Source organism: Curtobacterium sp. NPDC090217 (genome assembly GCF_044746705.1).
Classification (GTDB): Bacteria; Actinomycetota; Actinomycetes; order Actinomycetales; family Microbacteriaceae; genus Curtobacterium.
Genome location: NZ_JBIVCR010000001.1, coordinates 1,428,617 through 1,445,732, shown reverse-complemented (window position 1 = coordinate 1,445,732; position 17,116 = coordinate 1,428,617). Strand labels below are relative to the sequence as shown.

Here is a 17,116-nt window from a genome sequence, read left to right as displayed (position 1 = left end):
GGGCCCGCCCGCCCGGCCCGGCGCGCCCGCGCCACGCCGTTCCTGTGCGCGCACCGGACACGGGGTACGAAGGACCTGCACATCCCCAGCGACTCGCCGGTTGAGTGGTGCGCATGGCAACGTCCTCCAGTCGCAACGGCCGACCGCACCGAATGGTGGACATGAAGGTCGACGTCATCCTCCCCTGTCTCGACGAGGCCGATGCCCTGCCGACGGTCATCGGTCGTCTGCCGGACGGCTACCGCGCCATCGTGGTGGACAACGGCTCGACCGACGGCTCCGCGGACATCGCACGCGCGCTCGGAGCCCTCGTGGTCACGGAGTCCCGCCGCGGCTTCGGCAGCGCATGCGCCGCCGGCGTCGAGGCCGCCACCGCCGAGTACGTCGCCTTCTGCGACGCCGACGCCTCGATGGACCCGGCGGAGCTCCCGCCGCTGGTCCGCCGCGTCGCGGAGGGCCGCACCGACCTGGCGCTCGGCCGCCGCGTCCCGACCACCCCTGGCGCCTGGGCCCCACACGCTCGCTTCGCGAACCGCGTCCTCGCCGTGCTCATGCACCGGGCGACCGGGTACCGCCTGCGCGACCTCGGCCCGATGCGCGTGATGCGTCGCGAGGACCTCGTCGCGCTCGACCTGCAGGACCGCCGGAGCGGCTACCCGCTCGAGATGGTCCTCGCCGCCCACGCCGCCGGATGGCGCGTCGACGAGTCCGACATCGGCTACGCCCAGCGCGTCGGCGACAGCAAGGTCACCGGAACGCTCCGCGGCACGATCAACGCGGTGCGGGACATGACGCGCCTGTTGCGGGAGTACCGCCAGGAGGCCCGGACCCGCTCCGTCGCGCCGGGTCCGGTCCGCCGCACGGCCGGCTCCACCGCCCCCTCCGCCTCCGCCTCCACCTCCACCTCCGCCTCCGCCTCCGACGTCGAGGAGGTGCGCTCATGAGCGTCACCGCGACCACCCCGATCACGGTCGTCGTGATCGCCAAGGAGTGCCTGCCCGGCCGGGTGAAGACCCGGCTGACCCCGGCGCTCTCCCCCGAGGCGGCCGCCCGGGTCGCGAGCGCGAGCCTCGACGACACGCTCCGCACCGTCGCCGCGCTTCCCGTCGAGCGGCGCGTGCTGTTCTTCGACGGCTCGGTCGTCCCGGGAGCGGCTGCCGGTTTCGACGTCCTGCACCAGCCGGGCGGCGGCCTCGACGAGCGCCTCGGCTTCCTGTTCGACACGATGACCGGCCCCACGCTGCTGGTCGGCATGGACACCCCGCAGGTCTCGGTCGACGACGTCGCACCCGTGCTCGACGCCCCCGACCGGGACGCCTGGTTCGGTCCGGCCGAGGACGGCGGCTTCTGGTCCCTGTACCTCCGCGAGCCGACGGGGGACCTGCTGCGCGGGGTCCCGATGTCCCAGGACGACACGGGTGCCGTGCAGCTAGCACGTCTGACGGCCGCCGGGCTCGACGTCGGCGTGCTCACCGAGCTGCTCGACGTGGACACGATCGACGATGCCGGTGTCGTGGCCGGACTCGCGCCGGACTCCGGGTTCGCTGCTGCCCTGCGCGCCGAGGACGGCGCACTCACCGCCGGAGGCGCCCGATGAGCGACATCACCCAGACCGCTGTCACCTTCGGCACCGGCGGCGACGAACCCTACGCACGGGCACTCCGGAGCGACGGCCGCCTCCGTCTCACCGACCCCGACCGCCCCGGCGTCGCCATCACGATGGACGTCGGACGGTGGAGTGCTGCCGCCGACCGGGTCGACCGCTCCCTGCTGGACGACGTCGACGGCCCCGTGATCGACATCGGCTGCGGCCCCGGGCGGATGCTCGTCGCGGCGCGCACGCTCGGCATCCCCGCACTCGGGGTCGACGTCTCCGCCGAGGCCGTCGCGATCGCGCGGCGCTCCGGCGGCCGGGCGATCCAGGGCTCCGTGTTCGACCCCGTCCCCGACGAGGGACGCTGGGACACCGCGCTCGTCCTCGACGGCAACATCGGCATCGGGGGCGACCCCGCCGCACTCCTCGCGCGCTGCCGCGACATCGTCAGGGCAGGCGGTCGCGTCGTCGTCGAGACGCACACGGACCCGACCGCCGACCGCACCTACCGGGCCCGCGTGGTGGACACCGACGGCCACGAGAGCGCCGAGTTCCCGTGGGCCGAGGTCGGCCTCGACGCCCTGCACCGGCACGCCGCTGACGCCGGGCTCGTCGCCCGTCAGAGCTGGACGGTCGCCGGTCGGAGCTTCTGCGAGCTCGTCGCCTGAGGTCCACTCTTCTTTTGCATTCTGCAAGACAAGGGCGTAGTGTCATTCCCTCAAGCCGACGGCGTCAGGTTCGTCGGCAGCGGCGTTCCCGATGCTGCCAATCACACATCGAGGAGACCACCATGACGAACAGCACCTTCCCGTTCGGCGGCACCTTCGTGTCCGGACTCGGCGAGCGCGACGAGCTCGGCAGCTACACGGGCACGACCGCCCGCACCCACCAGACGGTGGGCACCTACACGGGCCTGCCCACCGGCAGCCGGCTCGGGCGCTTCGTGGACACGCAGTCCGCACGTCCCGGCACGTCGACGTCGTCGAACCGCACCGTCACCGGTTCGTTCCGCACCGCGACGGGTTCGTTCCGGACGGCATGAGCGCGCACGGCGCACACTGACCGCGAGCGGTCGCCCCTCTCCCGGGTTTCCCCCCTTTCACCCGGGCCGGGGCGGCCGCTCGCTCACGTCGTGGCGGACAGGAGGCTCGTGGCGGGCCCGCCACGAGCCTCCCGTCCGCCTGTCCGGCGCGCACCGCGCGCCGCACCTGAGCGCGCCGCTCGCGGCGATGCCAGGATGGGGGCATGAACGACCGCGCCGGTACCCCAGCGACCGCAGACGACCTCGTCGACCTCGACGCCCTCATCGCCGCGTACTACGAGCGCGTCCCGGACGTCTCGATCGCCGAGCAGAAGGTGGTGTTCGGCACCTCGGGGCACCGCGGCTCCTCACTCGACACCGCGTTCAACGACACCCACATCGCCGCCATCACGCAGGCGATCGTCGAGTACCGGCAGTCGCAGGGCACCGACGGCCCGCTGTTCATCGGCCGCGACACCCACGCGCTCTCCGGCCCGGCCGAACGCACCGCGCTCGAGGTCCTCGCCGCGAACGACGTGCACGTCCTCGCGGACAGCGAGAACGGCTACGTGCCGACGCCGGCGCTCAGCCACGCGATCATCCGCTACAACCGCGCGGGCAACCCGGACACCGCTGACGGCATCGTCATCACGCCGAGCCACAACCCGCCCCGCGACGGCGGCTTCAAGTACAACCCCCCGCACGGCGGTCCCGCGGACAGCGACGCCACGTCGTGGATCGCGAACCGTGCGAACGCGATCATCGAGGGCGGCAACGCCGAGGTCAAGCGCACCGAGCACGCCACGCCCGACCGCTACGACTTCCTGCACACCTACGTCGCGGACCTCGAGAACATCATCGACATCCCGGCGATCAAGCGAGCCGGCGTGAAGATCGGCGCCGACCCGCTCGGCGGGGCATCCCTGCCGTACTGGAACGCGATCCGCGACCACTACGGCCTCGACCTCACCGTCGTGAACCCCGACGTCGACCCGACCTGGTCGTTCATGACGCTCGACTGGGACGGCAAGATCCGGATGGACCCGTCGAGCCCGTCCGCGATGGCATCGGTCCTCGCGCACAAGGACGAGTTCGACGTGCTGACCGGCAACGACGCGGACTCCGACCGGCACGGCATCGTCACGCCCGACGGCGGCCTGATGAACCCGAACCACTACCTCGCCGTCGCGATCGAGTACCTCTACGCGCACCGTCCGGCCTGGCGCGAGGACGCGGCGATCGGCAAGACCCTGGTCTCGTCGAGCATCATCGACCGCGTCGCGGAGTCTCTCGGCCGTCGCCTGTGGGAGGTCCCGGTCGGCTTCAAGTGGTTCGTCCCCGGCCTGATCGACGGCTCGGTGGCCTTCGGTGGCGAGGAGTCGGCCGGCGCGTCGTTCCTCCGCACCGACGGCACCGCGTGGACGACGGACAAGGACGGCATCATCCTGGCGCTCCTGGCGTCGGAGATCGTCGCGGTCACGGGCAAGACCCCCTCGCAGCTCTACGCCGAGCTGACCGACCGCTTCGGCGCACCGGTCTACCAGCGGGTCGACGCGGCAGCCAGCAAGGAGCAGAAGGCACGGCTGTCGAAGCTCGACGGCGACGCCATCACCGCCGAGACCCTGGCGGGCGACCCGATCACCGCGAAGCTCTCGAAGGCGCCGGGGAACGACGCGGCGGTCGGTGGCGTCAAGGTCGTCACGGACAAGGCGTGGTTCGCCGCGCGTCCGTCCGGAACCGAGGACGTCTACAAGATCTACGCCGAGAGCTTCGTCTCCCAGGAGCATCTCGAGCAGGTGCAGCGCGAGGCGAAGGAGATCGTCGACGCCGCCCTCGGCGCGTAGCGGTAGCGCTCGAGACGCCGCACGCTCCCCGAGACGCCGCCGGATCCGGCGGCGTCTCGGCGGTTCGGGGGCGCCTCAGCAGTTCGGGGGCGTGTCGGTCAGCACGCGCTGGTACCGCAGCCAGTCCTCGCAGAGCCGGGTCCACTGGGACGTGTGCGGTTCGCGCACGGCGGTGCCGAGTCCGTGCCGGCCGTGCGGGAAGACGTGCACCTCGACGTCCACCTCACTCCGGACCAGCGCGTCCGCGTAGGACAGCGCGTTCGACGCTCGGACGATCCGGTCGTCCGCCGTCGTCCAGACGAACGTCGGCGGCGTGCGCTCGTCGACCCGCGTCTCCATCGAGAGCTCCCGGCGCGTCCGCCACGGCGGGTCGTCGCCGAGGAGCCCGACCATCGGACGCGGCCGCGTCGGGTGTTCCATCGAGATCACCGGGTAGTTCAGGACGCAGAACGCCGGCCGGTCGGCAGCGGGGTCGTCGATGCCGTTCGCGAGCGAGGCCGCCAGGTGCCCGCCGGCGCTCGACCCGACGACGCCGATGCGCTCCGTGTCGATGTCGAGTCCGGTGTCCGCGCCGGCCCGTCCCGACCGGAGCCACGTGAACACCGCGCGGGTCGCGTCGATCGGCGCCGGGTGCAACGGGCCGACGGTCTCCGGCGTGCGGAGCGGGTAGCGGAACAGGAACGCGTGCAGGCCGATGCCGGCGTACCAGTCCGCCATCGGTTCGGAACTCGCCCGCCCGTGTTCCTCGTAGCCGCCACCCGGGAGGACGATCACGGACGGACGGGAACCGCCGACGGAGGTCGGGCGTACCGTGATGCCGTCGGGCGTGCTCATGGGGGCGACCTTACTGTTCGTCCCGCGGAACGCTGCCGATCCACACAGGAAGCCGCACCTGCGTGACCGCACCGCTTGCGGCAGTTGTAACTTTGCAGACAGCGCAAAATTCTTGTCATCAGCGCTTCGGTACCCGGGAGACCCTGCACATGACCCAGACGGCGACCGCTCCAGCGGGACCCACCACGGCATCCAACGTCGTGATGAACCACCGGCAGATCCTGCTGGTGATCTACGGCCTGATGGCCGGTATGTTCCTCGGCGCCCTCGACCAGACGATCGTCGGCACCGCCATCCGGACCATCGGCGACGACCTGCACGGGCTCGACCAGCAGGCCTGGGTCACGACGGGGTACCTGATCGCCTCGACGATCACGACGCCGATCTACGGCAAGCTCTCCGACATCTTCGGGCGGCGTCCGCTGTTCCTCACCGCGATCGGCATCTTCATCGTCGGGTCCTTCGCCGCGTCGTTCTCGACCTCGATGCTCATGCTCGCCGGGTTCCGCGCGCTGCAGGGCCTCGGCGCCGGTGGTCTGATGTCCCTGCCGCTCGCGATCATGGGCGACATGCTCGCCCCCCGCGAGCGCGCCAAGTACCAGGGCTACTTCCTCGCGGTGTTCGGCATCTCGAGCGTCATCGGGCCGCTCGTCGGTGGCCTCTTCGCCGGCGCGAGCGAGATCGTGTTCATCGCCGGCTGGCGCTGGGTGTTCCTGATCAACGTGCCGATCGGCATCATCGCGCTGATCATGGTGCTGACGTTCCTGCACCTGCCGAAGGTCGGCGAGCGGAAGGCCAAGCCGCGCATCGACTGGTGGGGTGCCGCGCTCGTCATCGTGACGCTCGTGCCGCTGCTGCTCGTCGCCGAGCAGGGCCGTACCTGGGGCTGGAGCTCGGCCGGTTCGATCGCGTGCTACGTGACCGGCGCCGTCGGACTCATCGCGTTCATCCTGGTCGAGCGCGCCATGAACGACGACGCGATCCTGCCGCTCAAGCTCTTCGGCTCGCGGGTGTTCTCGATGTCCGCGATCCTGTCCGTGCTCGTCGGCTTCGGGATGTTCGGCGCGATGCTGACGATCCCGCTGTACCTGCAGATCGTGAAGGGCGTCACCCCGACCGAGTCCGGCTTCGCGATGCTGCCGATGGTCCTCGGCCTGATGATCGCGTCGATCGCCTCGGGTCAGATCATCTCCAGGACCGGCAACTACCAGGTCTTCCCGATCACCGGGACGGCGTTCACCGCGATCGGGTTCACCGTCCTGACGTTCCTCACCGCCGACCGCCCGCTGTGGTTCCTGATGCTCGGCATGTTCGGCATCGGCCTCGGGCTCGGGCAGCTCATGCAGACGCTGACCCTGGCCGCGCAGAACTCGGTGTCACCTCGGGACATCGGTGTCGCCACCAGCGCCGCGACCTTCTTCCGCCAGATCGGCGGCACGATGGGCACCGCAGTGCTCCTCTCCGTGCTGTTCACCCTGATGCCGACGAACATCACGACGGCGATGCAGGACAAGTCCGACCTCACGAGCGCCCTGAACGCCGCCCTCACCCCGTCCGTGGCGAACGCGAAGGACAACAAGGGCGTGATGGACCAGATCTGGACGCCGATCACCGACCCGGTGAAGCAGAACGTGCAGGACGGCCTGAACAAGGGCGCCGTGCAGGCGAAGGAAGCCGCAGACGCCGCCGTCACGAAGCAGGTCACCGCGGGCGTCCAACAGCAGGTCGCCGCCGGTGCGCTCCCCGCCGCACAGGCACAGTCGGTCATCGACGAGCAGGTCGCGGCCGCGAAGCCGGACGCCGAACAGCAGGCGCTCGAGACCGCTGCGTCGAAGGCCCAGGCCGACGTCGTCGACGGCACGCTGCAGGTCGACTACTCGAACGCGTCGCAGCGGAAGAACGTCGTCGACGAGGTCGCCCCGACGCTCATCAAGCAGCTCAAGAGCGGCAACTCGAAGGCCGACTCCTCGACGAGCTCCGCGACGAGCGACACCTCGTTCCTCAACGGTGCCGACAAGCGGCTGACCCGGCCGTTCCTCGTCGGGTTCAGCAGCTCGGCCGTCACGGTGTACTACGTCGGCCTCGGTGTGATCCTCATCGCGTTCGTCCTGACGTGGTTCTTCCGGGTGCCGCCGCTCCGGAAGACGTCGGCGCTGCAGGAGCAGGCGGACACCGCCCGGGCCGCAGCTGCCGGCAACGACCCCGATCGCCACGCCGTCGACGCGCAGGGCGCCGCGACGAACACCGGATCGCTCGTGTCCCCCGACTCCGGGCGGATGGGGATCGTCCCCACCTCACCCGACGTCCCGGCGCAGCCGCGCTCGGCCCGGTCCACCGGGACGTCCGACGTGTCGGTGCTGCCGGACGACGTGTCGAGCGACGGCACCCGCGCCCCGCTGCCGGACGCGCCGACGCACGGTGCGCACTCGGCCGCTGCGCCGGTGGACGAGCCTGCCACGACCACCGGCGCCATCCGCACCCGTCGTGCCGCGCACGCTGCCACCGTGGAGGCCGACCCCGCGACGGACGGAACGGACGCGCACGACGCGAGCCGGGCCTCCCGTCCGGCCGACGGCGACCACGCGCACGGCCGGCACTCGGCCGAGTAGCCGCGCCGCCGCCCCGCGTGCTGCGCCGCCGCGCCGCGTGCCGCCGCCCCGCGTGCCGCGCCGCCCCGCGTGCCGACCCCGAACGACGAAGTCGCTGTCGTACGACAGCGACTTCGTCGTTTCCACGCGTCTGCAACACTTGCGCGCGCTCGGCAGCGACAGAACCGTTGTCGTACGACAGCGACCCTGTCGTTCCGAGTCGGCCCCAACGCGCCCCAGAACCTCACACGGCGGGATCCGCGGCGATCGTCGCCGGGGGCAGCACCTCGAAGGTCGCGCCGGGCAGGCGTTTCCGCATCACCTCGAACGCCGTCGGGCTGTCGTCGACGAGCACGTAGCGGCGGCCGAGCGCCCCGGCGACCGCGCCCGTCGTGCCGCTGCCCGCGAAGAAGTCGAGGACCCAGTCGCCCTCACGCGACGACGCCTGCACGATGCGCCGGAGGATCCCCTCGGGCTTCTGCGTCGGGTACCCGGTCTTCTCGCGGCCGGTCGGCGACACGATCGTGTGCCACCAGACGTCCGTCGGGAGCTTGCCGCGCTCCCGCTTCTCCGGCGTGACGAGCCCCGGTGCCATGTAGGGCTCGCGGTCGACCGCCGTCGAGTCGAAGTGGTACCGGGCCGGGTCCTTCACGTACACCAGGATCGTGTCGTGCTTCGTCGGCCAGCGGGAGCGGGACTTCGCGCCGTAGTCGTACGCCCAGATGATCTCGTTGAGGAAGGCGTCACGGCCGAACAGCGCGTCGAGGAGGACCTTCGCGTAGTGCGACTCGCGGTAGTCCAGGTGCAGGTACAGCGTGCCGTCCTGCGCGAGGACCCGCCACGCCTCGAGCAGGCGGGGCTCGAGGAACGACCAGTAGTCCTCGAAGCGGTCGTCGAAGCGCATCAGGTCACCGCGGACGCGTTCGTAGTTCCGGCCGTGGAAGCCCATCACGGGACCGTCGGCCCTCGGGACCGCGGAGCTGGCGTGCCGGCGCTGGTACCGGCCGGTGTTGAACGGCGGGTCGAGGTAGACGACCGTGAACACGCCGTCGGACAGGGTGGCGAGGGCGTCGAGGTTGTCGCCGAGGACGACCCGGTCCGGTGCCTCGTCTCCCCTGTTCACCCGATCATTGTCGCGCACACGGGCTCAGCTCTCGCACGTCACCGACGACACCTCGGCGTCGGCCGGCTGCCGGCCGTGGTCGTACGGCACGAAGACCTCGTTGTGGGTCGTGCTCGTCCCGTCGGCGAGCGGCTGCACGACCACGTAGTCCCGCGAGTGCTGGTCCGCGACGTCGTCGAAGACGTGCACCTCGATCGTCGCGGCGTCGCACGCGGACTCGGCGTCGAAGATGAACCCGTCGCACCCCCAGTCGTCACAGGCGGCCGGGAAGTCCGAGTCGGGCAGCTCCACCCCGGCGTCGTAGGTGCCGATCGGGTACGGCGCGGACCCCGCGCTGACGCAGGTCGGGTGGTCGAGCCCGACGATGGTCTCCCCGCCGCGGAGCACGAGGGACAGCGGCACACCAGGTGACAGCGAGACGAACCGCTCCTCGGTCCGGGTCGCCGGTGCGTTCGCATCCGGGCCGAACCGGGCCGTGACCTTCGCCTCGCACGCGGCCGGCGCGGTGAGCGACCAGGCCCAGCAGTGCGCCGGGTCCGTCCGGCCCGCCATCGCGACCGCGCAGTCGGCCTGCAGCGCCGTCCCGTCCTCGAGGACGGCGTCGACCGCCACCGTCGACGGGGCGGGCGCCGGTGTCGGATCGGTGTCCGGGGCCGGGTCGGTGTCCGGATCCGGCGACGCCGATGCGGTCGACGGCGCCGGGGCGTCGTCCTGCAGCCCGAGGGCGAGCGTCTGGCCGACCCCGCCGACCGTCTCCTGCACGAGCGGGACGACGGCCACGGAGGCACCCACGATGGTCACGACCGCCATGGCCGTCGCCGTCACGGCGACCGCGATCCGGTTCCGACGTCGCACGGGCGAGCGGCGCTCGTCCCCGGACGCCTCGACGAAGGGGAGGGCTCCCGGGACGCCCCAAGCGGCCTCGGGGTCGATCGGGTCCGCTGCGCGACGCTCGCGGGCCACGGCGACGAGGCGGTCGGCCAGGGCGGCACGACGGACGCTGCTCGTGATCGCGACGGCGGCTCCGCCGACGACCGGCACCAGACCGAGTGCGGCGAGCCCGCGGAGTTCTCCGCCGAGGACGGACACGGTGACGACGACGGCGATGCCCACCAGGACGAGGGCGAGTCCGACCAGGCTCCTTCGGTCGCGCCAGAACGCGCGCCGGTCCGCCTCCCAGAAGCGCCAGCCCTGCGGGGCAGCCGGGAGGCTCGGGGCCGGGACCCAGCCGTGTGCCGGCTCCGCCAGGTGGTGACGTTCGACCCATGCGGCCGACGGCGTCGGCCACCCGGGTGGGGTGCGGAATCGGGGCTCGACGTCGACGGGGTGCTGCTCGGTCACGCGCCGAGGGTAGCGGTCGTCACGGCAGGCGCACAGGCCCCTCTTCGGGCTCGCAGGGCTTCGGGCTCGCAGGGCTTCGGGCTCGCAGGGCTTCGGGCTCGCAGGGCAGGGCGTCCGCTGGTCAGGCGTGTGCCGCTGCCCCCGGCTGGGCGTCCGCATCGGGGGCGTCCGACGACGAGCACGTGATCTGCGTGATCGTCGCGTCGCCGGCGAAGGACTCCACCCCGCCGGCGAAGACGGTCACGGGGACGCCGCTCTGCAACGGCGCACCGATCACCAGGTCGTGGGGATCGGGCACGTCGCGCCACTCGTCCGTGACCAGGAACTGGATCGAAGCGTCCGCGCAGTCCTCGCCCGGACGGAGCGTCCAGCCGATGCACCCGGTGAGGTCGCACCCGTCGGGCTGCTCCTCGTAGGCGAAGTCGTCGGCCGGTGTCTGGTCGACGTCCACCCGGTGCGGGACGTCCCCGAGACACGAGGCGGTGTCGATGCCGCTGTAGTCCTCGTCCCCGAGTTCCGCGATGTACAGGGGTCGGCCCGCGGAGACGTGCACGGCACGGGTCACGGTCCTGGTGTCGTCCCCGAGCGCGGTGTCGGCGAACCCGATCGTCACGGAGAGGTCGCAGTCCGTCAGCGCGTCGACCTCCCAGCTCCAGCAGTTCGAGTCACCGGGTGTCGCCGCGCAGGTGGCGTCCCACGCGTCGTCGCTGACCTGGGTGATGTCGATCTGCCCGTCGTCCGAGGTGTAGGGAGCCGCGAGCTCCTCGTCCTCGGGGAGGTCGCCACGAACGCTCCCGACGGCGCCGGCCAGGGACTGCCCGGCGTCCGTCACGACCGGGGCGACGCCGGCCGATGCGCCGACCACGAGTGCGGCCGCGGCGATGGCGGCCGTGATGCCGGTGGCCACGCGGGCCGACCTCCCGAAGCCGGCCCGTGCCGCCGGGGCCGAGACGGAGGTCGATCCCCACGCCCCGGCCGTCGCGGCGATCGATCGCGCCGTCTCCGTGGCGAGGTCCCACCACCGCACGCAGGACACGACGTACAGCGCTCCCCCGGCCGCGATCGGGGCGACGGCGAACACCGCCGGCACGTCCGCCGCCGTCAGCACGACGACGCCGACGATCCCGAGGACCAGCAGCACGAGTCCCGCCACGCCGAGCAGCTCGATCCGCCGCCGCCGGGTGGGCATCGCCGCCCGGAACGCCCGACGGTCGGCACGCCAGAAGCGCCACCCGGACGGCGCAGGCGGGATCCCGGGGCCAGGGGAGAACCCCGGACCGGGTTCGGCGAGCTGGTGCGCCGCGACCCACTCGGTGGACGGCGTCGGCCACCCCGGAGGCGTCCGGAAGTGGAATGGCGGGCGGTGGTCGGTCACCCGCTGACGCTAGCGAGGCACACAGCGGGCGCACAGGCCCCTCTTCGGGGCCGCGGCGTAGCGTCGTCGACATGGCACTGGACGTCCGGAACGACACCGATCAGCAGCAGTACTCCCTGGTGGAGGACGACACCGTGATCGGGTTCGCCGCCTACGAGATCGCCGACGACGAGATCCGCTTCGTGCACACCGAGGTCGACCCCGCGCACCGGGGAGGGGGCCACGCCTCGGTCCTCGTGCAGCACGCGCTCGACGACGTCCGCTCGGGCTCCTCGCGCCGTGTCGTGCCGCAGTGCAGCTACGTCGCGGCGTGGATCGAGCGGCACCCCGACTACCAGGAGCTCACCACCCGCTGACGTCGTCGGTCAGGGTCCGCCGTCAGTTGGGTGGGCCGTCAGTTGGGTGGGCCGTCAGTACTGCCGGTCGTGGGTCCCGGCGCGTGCCTCGTGTCGGCCGCCGGTCCCCCTGACCGTCGGCACCTTGATGAGCACCGTCCCGCTCAGCAGGTCGTGGTCGTCATCGGCGGGCGTCGGTGCTTCACGGGGCAGGCGGGCCTGCCGTTCGTACTCCGCCTGGGTCTCGTGGCGCGTCGGCGCGAAGACCTCGTCCATCATCGAGACGACTCCACCGGATCCCCCGCTGCTGGTCGACTTGTTCGACAGGTCGATCCACCCCAGACGATCGGCGATCCACGTCACGACGACCGCAGCGGCCACCGCCCCCAACAGGATCAACCAGTTCACGCAAGCGAGGCTACGTGGCGGCTCTGGTCGGCGGATCAGCCGCGCGGAGGATTCTCATGATCCACACGTCTCGTTCTTGGGGATGACGTCCACACTCGAAGTGCGGCGGCCGGGATCCCCCCTCTCCCGGCCGCCGACCAACACTCACGGGACGCGCTGGAGCCATTCCTTCGTCGCGAACTTCGACTCGACGAGCTCCTGCGCCCGCTGTCGTTCGGCGTCCGTGACCGCTCCCGGCGTCGCGCCGTAGAGCGTCGTGAAGGTCCCGATCAAGGACTCGATGATCGCCGCCCGCGACAACCCCGTCTGCGACCGCAACGGGTCGACTCGCTTGGCGGCCGAGGTCGTGCCCTTGTCGCTCATCTTCTCGCGACCGATGCGGAGCACCTGGACCATTTTCTCGCCGTCCATGTCGTAGCTCATGGTGGCGTGGTGCAGCAGCGCCCCGGTGCCGAGCCGCTTCTGAGCGGCGCCGCCGATCTTGCCCTTGGTCGAGGTGATGTCGTTGAGCGGCTGGTAGTACGCGTCGATGCCGAGGGACTTCAGCGCCTCGATCACCCACTCGTCGAGGTACGCGTACGAGTCAGCGAACGTCATGCCCTGCACGAGGTCGCTCGGGACGTACAGCGAGTACGAGATGATCGCGCCGGCGTCCATGAACATCGCGCCGCCGCCGGAGATCCGCCGGACCACCTCGACGCCGTACTTCGCGGCACCCTCGGGATCGACCTCGTTCTTCAGCGACTGGAAGGAGCCGATGACCACCGCGGGCTGGTCCCACTCCCAGATGCGGAGGGTCGGCCCGCGTCGGCCGGCACCCACCTCCTCGGTGAGGACCTGGTCGAGGGCGAGGTGCTCGTTCGGGCTGATCGGCCCCTCGTGGATGATCTGCCAGTCGTAGTCGCGCCACGTCGACGCCCGGGAGAGTGCCCGGCGGACGGCGACGCCGACGGACTCCGGCGTGAAGCCGAGCAGCACCGCATCATCAGGCAGGGCAGCGCGGACGGCTGCGGCGATGCCGGCGGCGTCCGTGGTGGCAGGCAGCCCGTTCACGGCGGCGTCGATCAGCGGGAGCGCGTCGTCCGGTTCGAGGAAGAAGTCACCCGCCAGCCGGAACTCCTGGATGGTGTCGTCGACCACGTCGAGGTCGACGACGACGAGCTTTCCGCCTGGGACCTTGTACTCACCGTGCACGGTTCGACCCTACGCGCAGCGGCCGGTCAGCGAGCGACGCGCCCCAGCCACGCGACCAGGTCCGCGACGACCTCGTCCCGGTTCGTCTCGTTGTAGATCTCGTGCCGAGCGCCCTCGTAGACCCGCACCACCACGTCGGTCAGCCCGCCGCGACGGCGGTACGCGGCTGCCAACTTCTCGACGGAGCGCGGACCACCGAGGCTGTCGTCGGACCCGACCTGCAGCAACACGGGGACGTCGTGCGGGATCCCCCGGCGCGGCACCCCGAGCAGACGCAGCGTGTCCGGCAGTCCGAACAGCCCCATCACGTCGGCATCGACCGTGAGCGGGTCCGCGTCGAACGCGTCGACCACCGCCCGGTCCCGGCTGAGCCACTCGAACCGGGTCGGACCGAGCGCGGCGTGCCGCTTGTTGAGGTCGCCGCCGTTCATCCATCCGGGCAGGCGGTACGCGGTGGCCGACAGCACGACGCCGTCGTACGACTCGCTCGAGGTGTTCAGGATGCGCTGCGCCATCAGCGACCCCCACGACTGCCCGAACAGCACGAGCGGGACACCGGGGGTCTCCTGCCGCGCCACGGCGGTCATCTGCTCGACGACGTCGATCGCGGCCCGGAGCCCGCCGACGCCGAGCCTGCCGAGCTTCGCGTGGTCGCCGTCCCACTGCCCGAGCCCGGTCCGACCGTGACCGCGGTGGTCGTTCGCGACGACCGTCCAGCCGGCACGGACGAGCTCCTGCGCGAGCCGCTCGTACCGGAGCGAGTGCTCACCGACGCCGTGGGCGATCTGCACGATCCCCTTCGGCCGCCCGGCGCGCCAGGTCGAGTAGACGATCTCGACACCGTGCGCGTCGACGAACGAGGAGTCGCCGCGGGCGGCAGAGAACGTGGGCACGTGAGCATCCTCGCAGACGACCGGACCGACCGGACGGCCAGACGGCCTGACGTGTTCACCGGGCGTTCACCCGAGCGCGTCGCCGCGGGCCTACCGTCGCCGCCATGGACGTCCTCGTCATCGTCGTGCTCGTGATCGTGGTCGCGCTCGTGTTCGACTTCACGAACGGGTTCCACGACACCGCAAACGCCATGGCCACGTCGGTCGCCACGGGTGCGCTCAAGCCCCGGACCGCCGTGCTCATCTCCGCCGTGCTCAACATCGTCGGCGCGTTCCTGTCCACCGAGGTCGCCAAGACCGTCTCGCAGGGCATCATCCGCGAGGGACAGGACGGCATCCACATCTCGCCGACGATGATCTTCGCCGGGCTGGTCGGCGCCGTCCTCTGGAACCTCGCCACCTGGTACTTCGGGCTGCCGTCGTCGTCGACGCACGCCCTGTTCGGCGGGCTCATCGGGGCGTCGATCATCGGCGCCGGCCTGAACTCGGTGGACTGGGCGACCGTCGTGTCGAAGGTCGTGCTGCCCGCGCTGCTCTCCCCCGTGATCGCCGGCGTCATCGCCCTGGTCGCGACCTACTTGGCGTACGCCCTCACGAAGAACGCCACGACGCACGGCGCTGCGACGGGGTTCCGACACGGCCAGACGATCTCGGCCTCGCTGGTGTCCCTGGCGCACGGCACGAACGATGCGCAGAAGACGATGGGCGTCATCACGCTGACCCTCATCGCCGCGAACTACCAGGACGCCGGCACCGGACCAGCGCTCTGGGTGATCCTGGCGTGCGGCCTCGCGATCGGCCTGGGCACCTACATGGGCGGGTGGCGCATCATGCAGACGGTCGGCAAGAAGATCTCCGACGTGCAGTCCCCGCAGGGCTTCGCCGCGGAGACCAGCTCGGCCGCGACCATCCTGGTGTCCTCCCACCTCGGGTTCGCGCTCTCCACCACGCACGTCACGAGCGGCTCGGTGATCGGCTCCGGGCTCGGCAAGAAGCTCGCGGACGTGCACTGGAACGTGGTGAGCCGGATCGTCGTCGCGTGGGTGATCACGCTCCCGGCTGCAGCGGTCGTCGGGGCGCTGGCGACCTGGCTCGCGTCCACGTCGGTGATCGGGCTGATCGCCGTCGCCGTCCTGGCACTCGCGGCCGGGCTCACCTTCTACGCCTTGGCGAAGCGCCGGCCGGTCTCGCACGAGGACATCACGACGGACGAGACCGAGCGCGAGCCGGTCGCGGTCAAGGGCTGAACGGGAGACGACGATGGACATCGACTTCGGGAGCATCGCGATCGTCGCGGGCGTCGGGTTCGTGGCGGCGGTCGGCGTCGTGCTGGTCTACACACTCGGTCTGCGGCTGCTCGGGACGGGGCAGCCGGTCGACACGGGCGGCGAGCGGACGCAGTACGGCGAGGAGACCCCGCGGTCCGGGCACACGCCCCCGATCGCCCTCGCCGGCGCCGGCCTGTGCTTCGCCGTCTGCATCGCCGCCGTCCTGTACGGCATCTGGATGACGATCCCCCAGTTCCAATGACGGAGACGCAGCGGAACGCCAGTCGAGCCGGCGGCACGCACGCCTGCGATGATCGGACCGTGACCGCCCATCGCATCGACGCCTCGCTCGACACCGCCATCGACGTCTTCACCGCCGAGCGGGATCCGGTGCTCCGCGTCGCACCCGGGGACACCGTGACGATCCGCACGCTGAGCGCGGCGGGCTACACGGAGCGCCAACAGCACGCGGGCGACCACCCGCCGACGCTCATCGACGGACGGCGAGGGCACTGCCTCGTCGGCCCGATCGCCGTCGAGGGTGCCCGGCCGGGACAGGTCCTCGCCGTGCGGTTCGACGACCTCGTCCCGGACGACTGGGGCTACACGGGCTCCGGCGGCGTGGACACGCCCGTCAACCGGGCGCTCGGTCTGACCCAGGAGCGCGGCCCACTCCTCTGGGACATCGACGCCGGCACGGGTGTCGCCCGCAACCAGCTCGGCCTCGGCGTCCGGACGGCACCGTTCCTCGGGGTCGTCGGCGTCCCACCGGAACCGACGGGCGAGCACTCGACCATCCCACCGCGACCGCTGGGCGGCGGGAACATCGACTGCCGCGAACTCGTCGTCGGGTCGACCCTCCACCTCCCGGTCACGGTGCCGGACGCGCTGCTCTTCGTCGGCGACGGACACGCGGCCCAGGGCGACGGCGAGGTCTCCGGCACGGCGATCGAGTGTGGCATGACGACGACGGTGACGCTGTCGCTCCTCGACGAGGCTCCGGTCGACGGCATCCACGCCGACACCCCTGCCGGGCGCATCACGTTCGGCTTCGACGCCGACCTGAACGCCGCGACGACGACCGCCCTCGACCGCATGGTCGACTGGATCGCCGGCCTGCACGCCATCACCCGCTCCGAGGCGCTCGCGATGGCCAGCGTCGCGGTGAGCATGCGCGTCACCCAGGTCGCGAACCGGACGTGGGGTGTGCACGCCCTGCTCCCCCACGACGCGATCACGGCCTGAAACCACGCGCGTTCCTGCCCATGTCGCCCGACTTGGAAAGCGGAATCGCGCGT

17 protein-coding genes are annotated in these 17,116 nt (G+C 71.5%); 10 read left to right on the top strand and 7 right to left on the bottom strand.

The genetic code is table 11. The features are described 5' to 3' along the window. Window positions 1–161 precede the first annotated feature (161 nt). From ACIPJ2_RS07105 to pgm, 5 genes are all read left to right on the top strand, one after another. On the top strand, window positions 162–944 hold the full coding sequence (locus ACIPJ2_RS07105) for a glycosyltransferase family 2 protein (RefSeq protein ID WP_402728183.1): 783 nt from the start codon (window positions 162–164) through the stop codon (window positions 942–944). Then, window positions 941–1,597 (top strand): DUF2064 domain-containing protein, encoded by a 657-nt coding sequence (locus tag ACIPJ2_RS07100; protein ID WP_402728182.1) that lies wholly within the window; start codon window positions 941–943, stop codon window positions 1,595–1,597. Before ACIPJ2_RS07105 ends, ACIPJ2_RS07100 begins: the two co-directional genes overlap by 4 nt. Continuing rightward, complete coding sequence (locus ACIPJ2_RS07095) at window positions 1,594–2,262, top strand: class I SAM-dependent DNA methyltransferase (RefSeq protein WP_402728181.1); 669 nt, start codon at window positions 1,594–1,596, stop codon at window positions 2,260–2,262. The genes ACIPJ2_RS07100 and ACIPJ2_RS07095 overlap by 4 nt, the downstream gene beginning before the upstream one ends. Before the next feature lie 122 nt (window positions 2,263–2,384). Beyond that, entirely contained in the window at window positions 2,385–2,636 is a 252-nt protein-coding gene (locus ACIPJ2_RS07090; protein ID WP_402728180.1) for a hypothetical protein, read from the top strand. 203 nt (window positions 2,637–2,839) lie between these two features. After that, the gene (pgm, locus tag ACIPJ2_RS07085) at window positions 2,840–4,459 is read left to right on the top strand and encodes a phosphoglucomutase (alpha-D-glucose-1,6-bisphosphate-dependent) (protein ID WP_402728179.1); all 1,620 of its coding nucleotides are present in this window, start codon (window positions 2,840–2,842) and stop codon (window positions 4,457–4,459) included. Between the two features lie 75 nt (window positions 4,460–4,534). Here the strand turns inward: pgm and ACIPJ2_RS07080 are convergent, their stop codons facing one another. Next, the gene (locus ACIPJ2_RS07080; RefSeq protein WP_402728178.1) at window positions 4,535–5,293 is read right to left on the bottom strand and encodes an alpha/beta hydrolase; all 759 of its coding nucleotides are present in this window, start codon (window positions 5,291–5,293) and stop codon (window positions 4,535–4,537) included. A 149-nt stretch (window positions 5,294–5,442) separates the two neighbouring features. On the opposite strand from ACIPJ2_RS07080, the gene ACIPJ2_RS07075 reads away from it, so the two are divergent. Further along, on the top strand, window positions 5,443–7,902 hold the full coding sequence (locus tag ACIPJ2_RS07075) for an MDR family MFS transporter (RefSeq protein WP_402728177.1): 2,460 nt from the start codon (window positions 5,443–5,445) through the stop codon (window positions 7,900–7,902). Between the two features lie 223 nt (window positions 7,903–8,125). Here ACIPJ2_RS07075 and ACIPJ2_RS07070 read toward each other — a convergent pair whose 3' ends face one another. From ACIPJ2_RS07070 to ACIPJ2_RS07060, 3 genes are all read right to left on the bottom strand, one after another. Then, window positions 8,126–9,004 (bottom strand): DNA-methyltransferase, encoded by an 879-nt coding sequence (locus tag ACIPJ2_RS07070; RefSeq protein WP_402728176.1) that lies wholly within the window; start codon window positions 9,002–9,004, stop codon window positions 8,126–8,128. A gap of 24 nt (window positions 9,005–9,028) precedes the next feature. After that, a complete protein-coding gene (locus ACIPJ2_RS07065; RefSeq protein ID WP_402728175.1) occupies window positions 9,029–10,345 on the bottom strand; it encodes a hypothetical protein in 1,317 nt (438 codons plus the stop codon). A gap of 121 nt (window positions 10,346–10,466) precedes the next feature. Continuing rightward, window positions 10,467–11,720 carry a hypothetical protein gene (locus ACIPJ2_RS07060; RefSeq protein WP_402728174.1) on the bottom strand — a complete coding sequence of 418 codons (1,254 nt, stop codon included), beginning with the start codon at window positions 11,718–11,720 and terminating at the stop codon, window positions 10,467–10,469. A 71-nt stretch (window positions 11,721–11,791) separates the two neighbouring features. On the opposite strand from ACIPJ2_RS07060, the gene ACIPJ2_RS07055 reads away from it, so the two are divergent. Beyond that, entirely contained in the window at window positions 11,792–12,076 is a 285-nt protein-coding gene (locus ACIPJ2_RS07055; RefSeq protein WP_281266961.1) for a GNAT family N-acetyltransferase, read from the top strand. Between the two features lie 54 nt (window positions 12,077–12,130). On the opposite strand, the gene ACIPJ2_RS07050 is transcribed toward ACIPJ2_RS07055, so the two are convergent. From ACIPJ2_RS07050 to ACIPJ2_RS07040, 3 genes are all read right to left on the bottom strand, one after another. Beyond that, window positions 12,131–12,463, bottom strand: coding sequence for a hypothetical protein (locus ACIPJ2_RS07050; RefSeq protein ID WP_281266960.1), 333 nt, complete (start codon window positions 12,461–12,463; stop codon window positions 12,131–12,133). A 144-nt stretch (window positions 12,464–12,607) separates the two neighbouring features. Then, window positions 12,608–13,657 (bottom strand): biotin/lipoate A/B protein ligase family protein, encoded by a 1,050-nt coding sequence (locus tag ACIPJ2_RS07045; protein ID WP_402728173.1) that lies wholly within the window; start codon window positions 13,655–13,657, stop codon window positions 12,608–12,610. A 26-nt stretch (window positions 13,658–13,683) separates the two neighbouring features. Beyond that, complete coding sequence (locus tag ACIPJ2_RS07040) at window positions 13,684–14,550, bottom strand: alpha/beta fold hydrolase (protein WP_402728172.1); 867 nt, start codon at window positions 14,548–14,550, stop codon at window positions 13,684–13,686. Between the two features lie 104 nt (window positions 14,551–14,654). Here ACIPJ2_RS07040 and ACIPJ2_RS07035 point away from each other — a divergent pair, with 104 nt between their 5' ends. The 3 genes from ACIPJ2_RS07035 to ACIPJ2_RS07025 are packed head-to-tail and all read left to right on the top strand — an operon-like array spanning window position 14,655 to window position 17,063. After that, window positions 14,655–15,797 carry an anion permease gene (locus ACIPJ2_RS07035; RefSeq protein ID WP_402728171.1) on the top strand — a complete coding sequence of 381 codons (1,143 nt, stop codon included), beginning with the start codon at window positions 14,655–14,657 and terminating at the stop codon, window positions 15,795–15,797. A 13-nt stretch (window positions 15,798–15,810) separates the two neighbouring features. Then, the gene (locus ACIPJ2_RS07030; protein WP_402728170.1) at window positions 15,811–16,080 is read left to right on the top strand and encodes a hypothetical protein; all 270 of its coding nucleotides are present in this window, start codon (window positions 15,811–15,813) and stop codon (window positions 16,078–16,080) included. A 59-nt stretch (window positions 16,081–16,139) separates the two neighbouring features. Continuing rightward, complete coding sequence (locus ACIPJ2_RS07025; RefSeq protein WP_402728169.1) at window positions 16,140–17,063, top strand: acetamidase/formamidase family protein; 924 nt, start codon at window positions 16,140–16,142, stop codon at window positions 17,061–17,063. Window positions 17,064–17,116 lie beyond the last annotated feature (53 nt).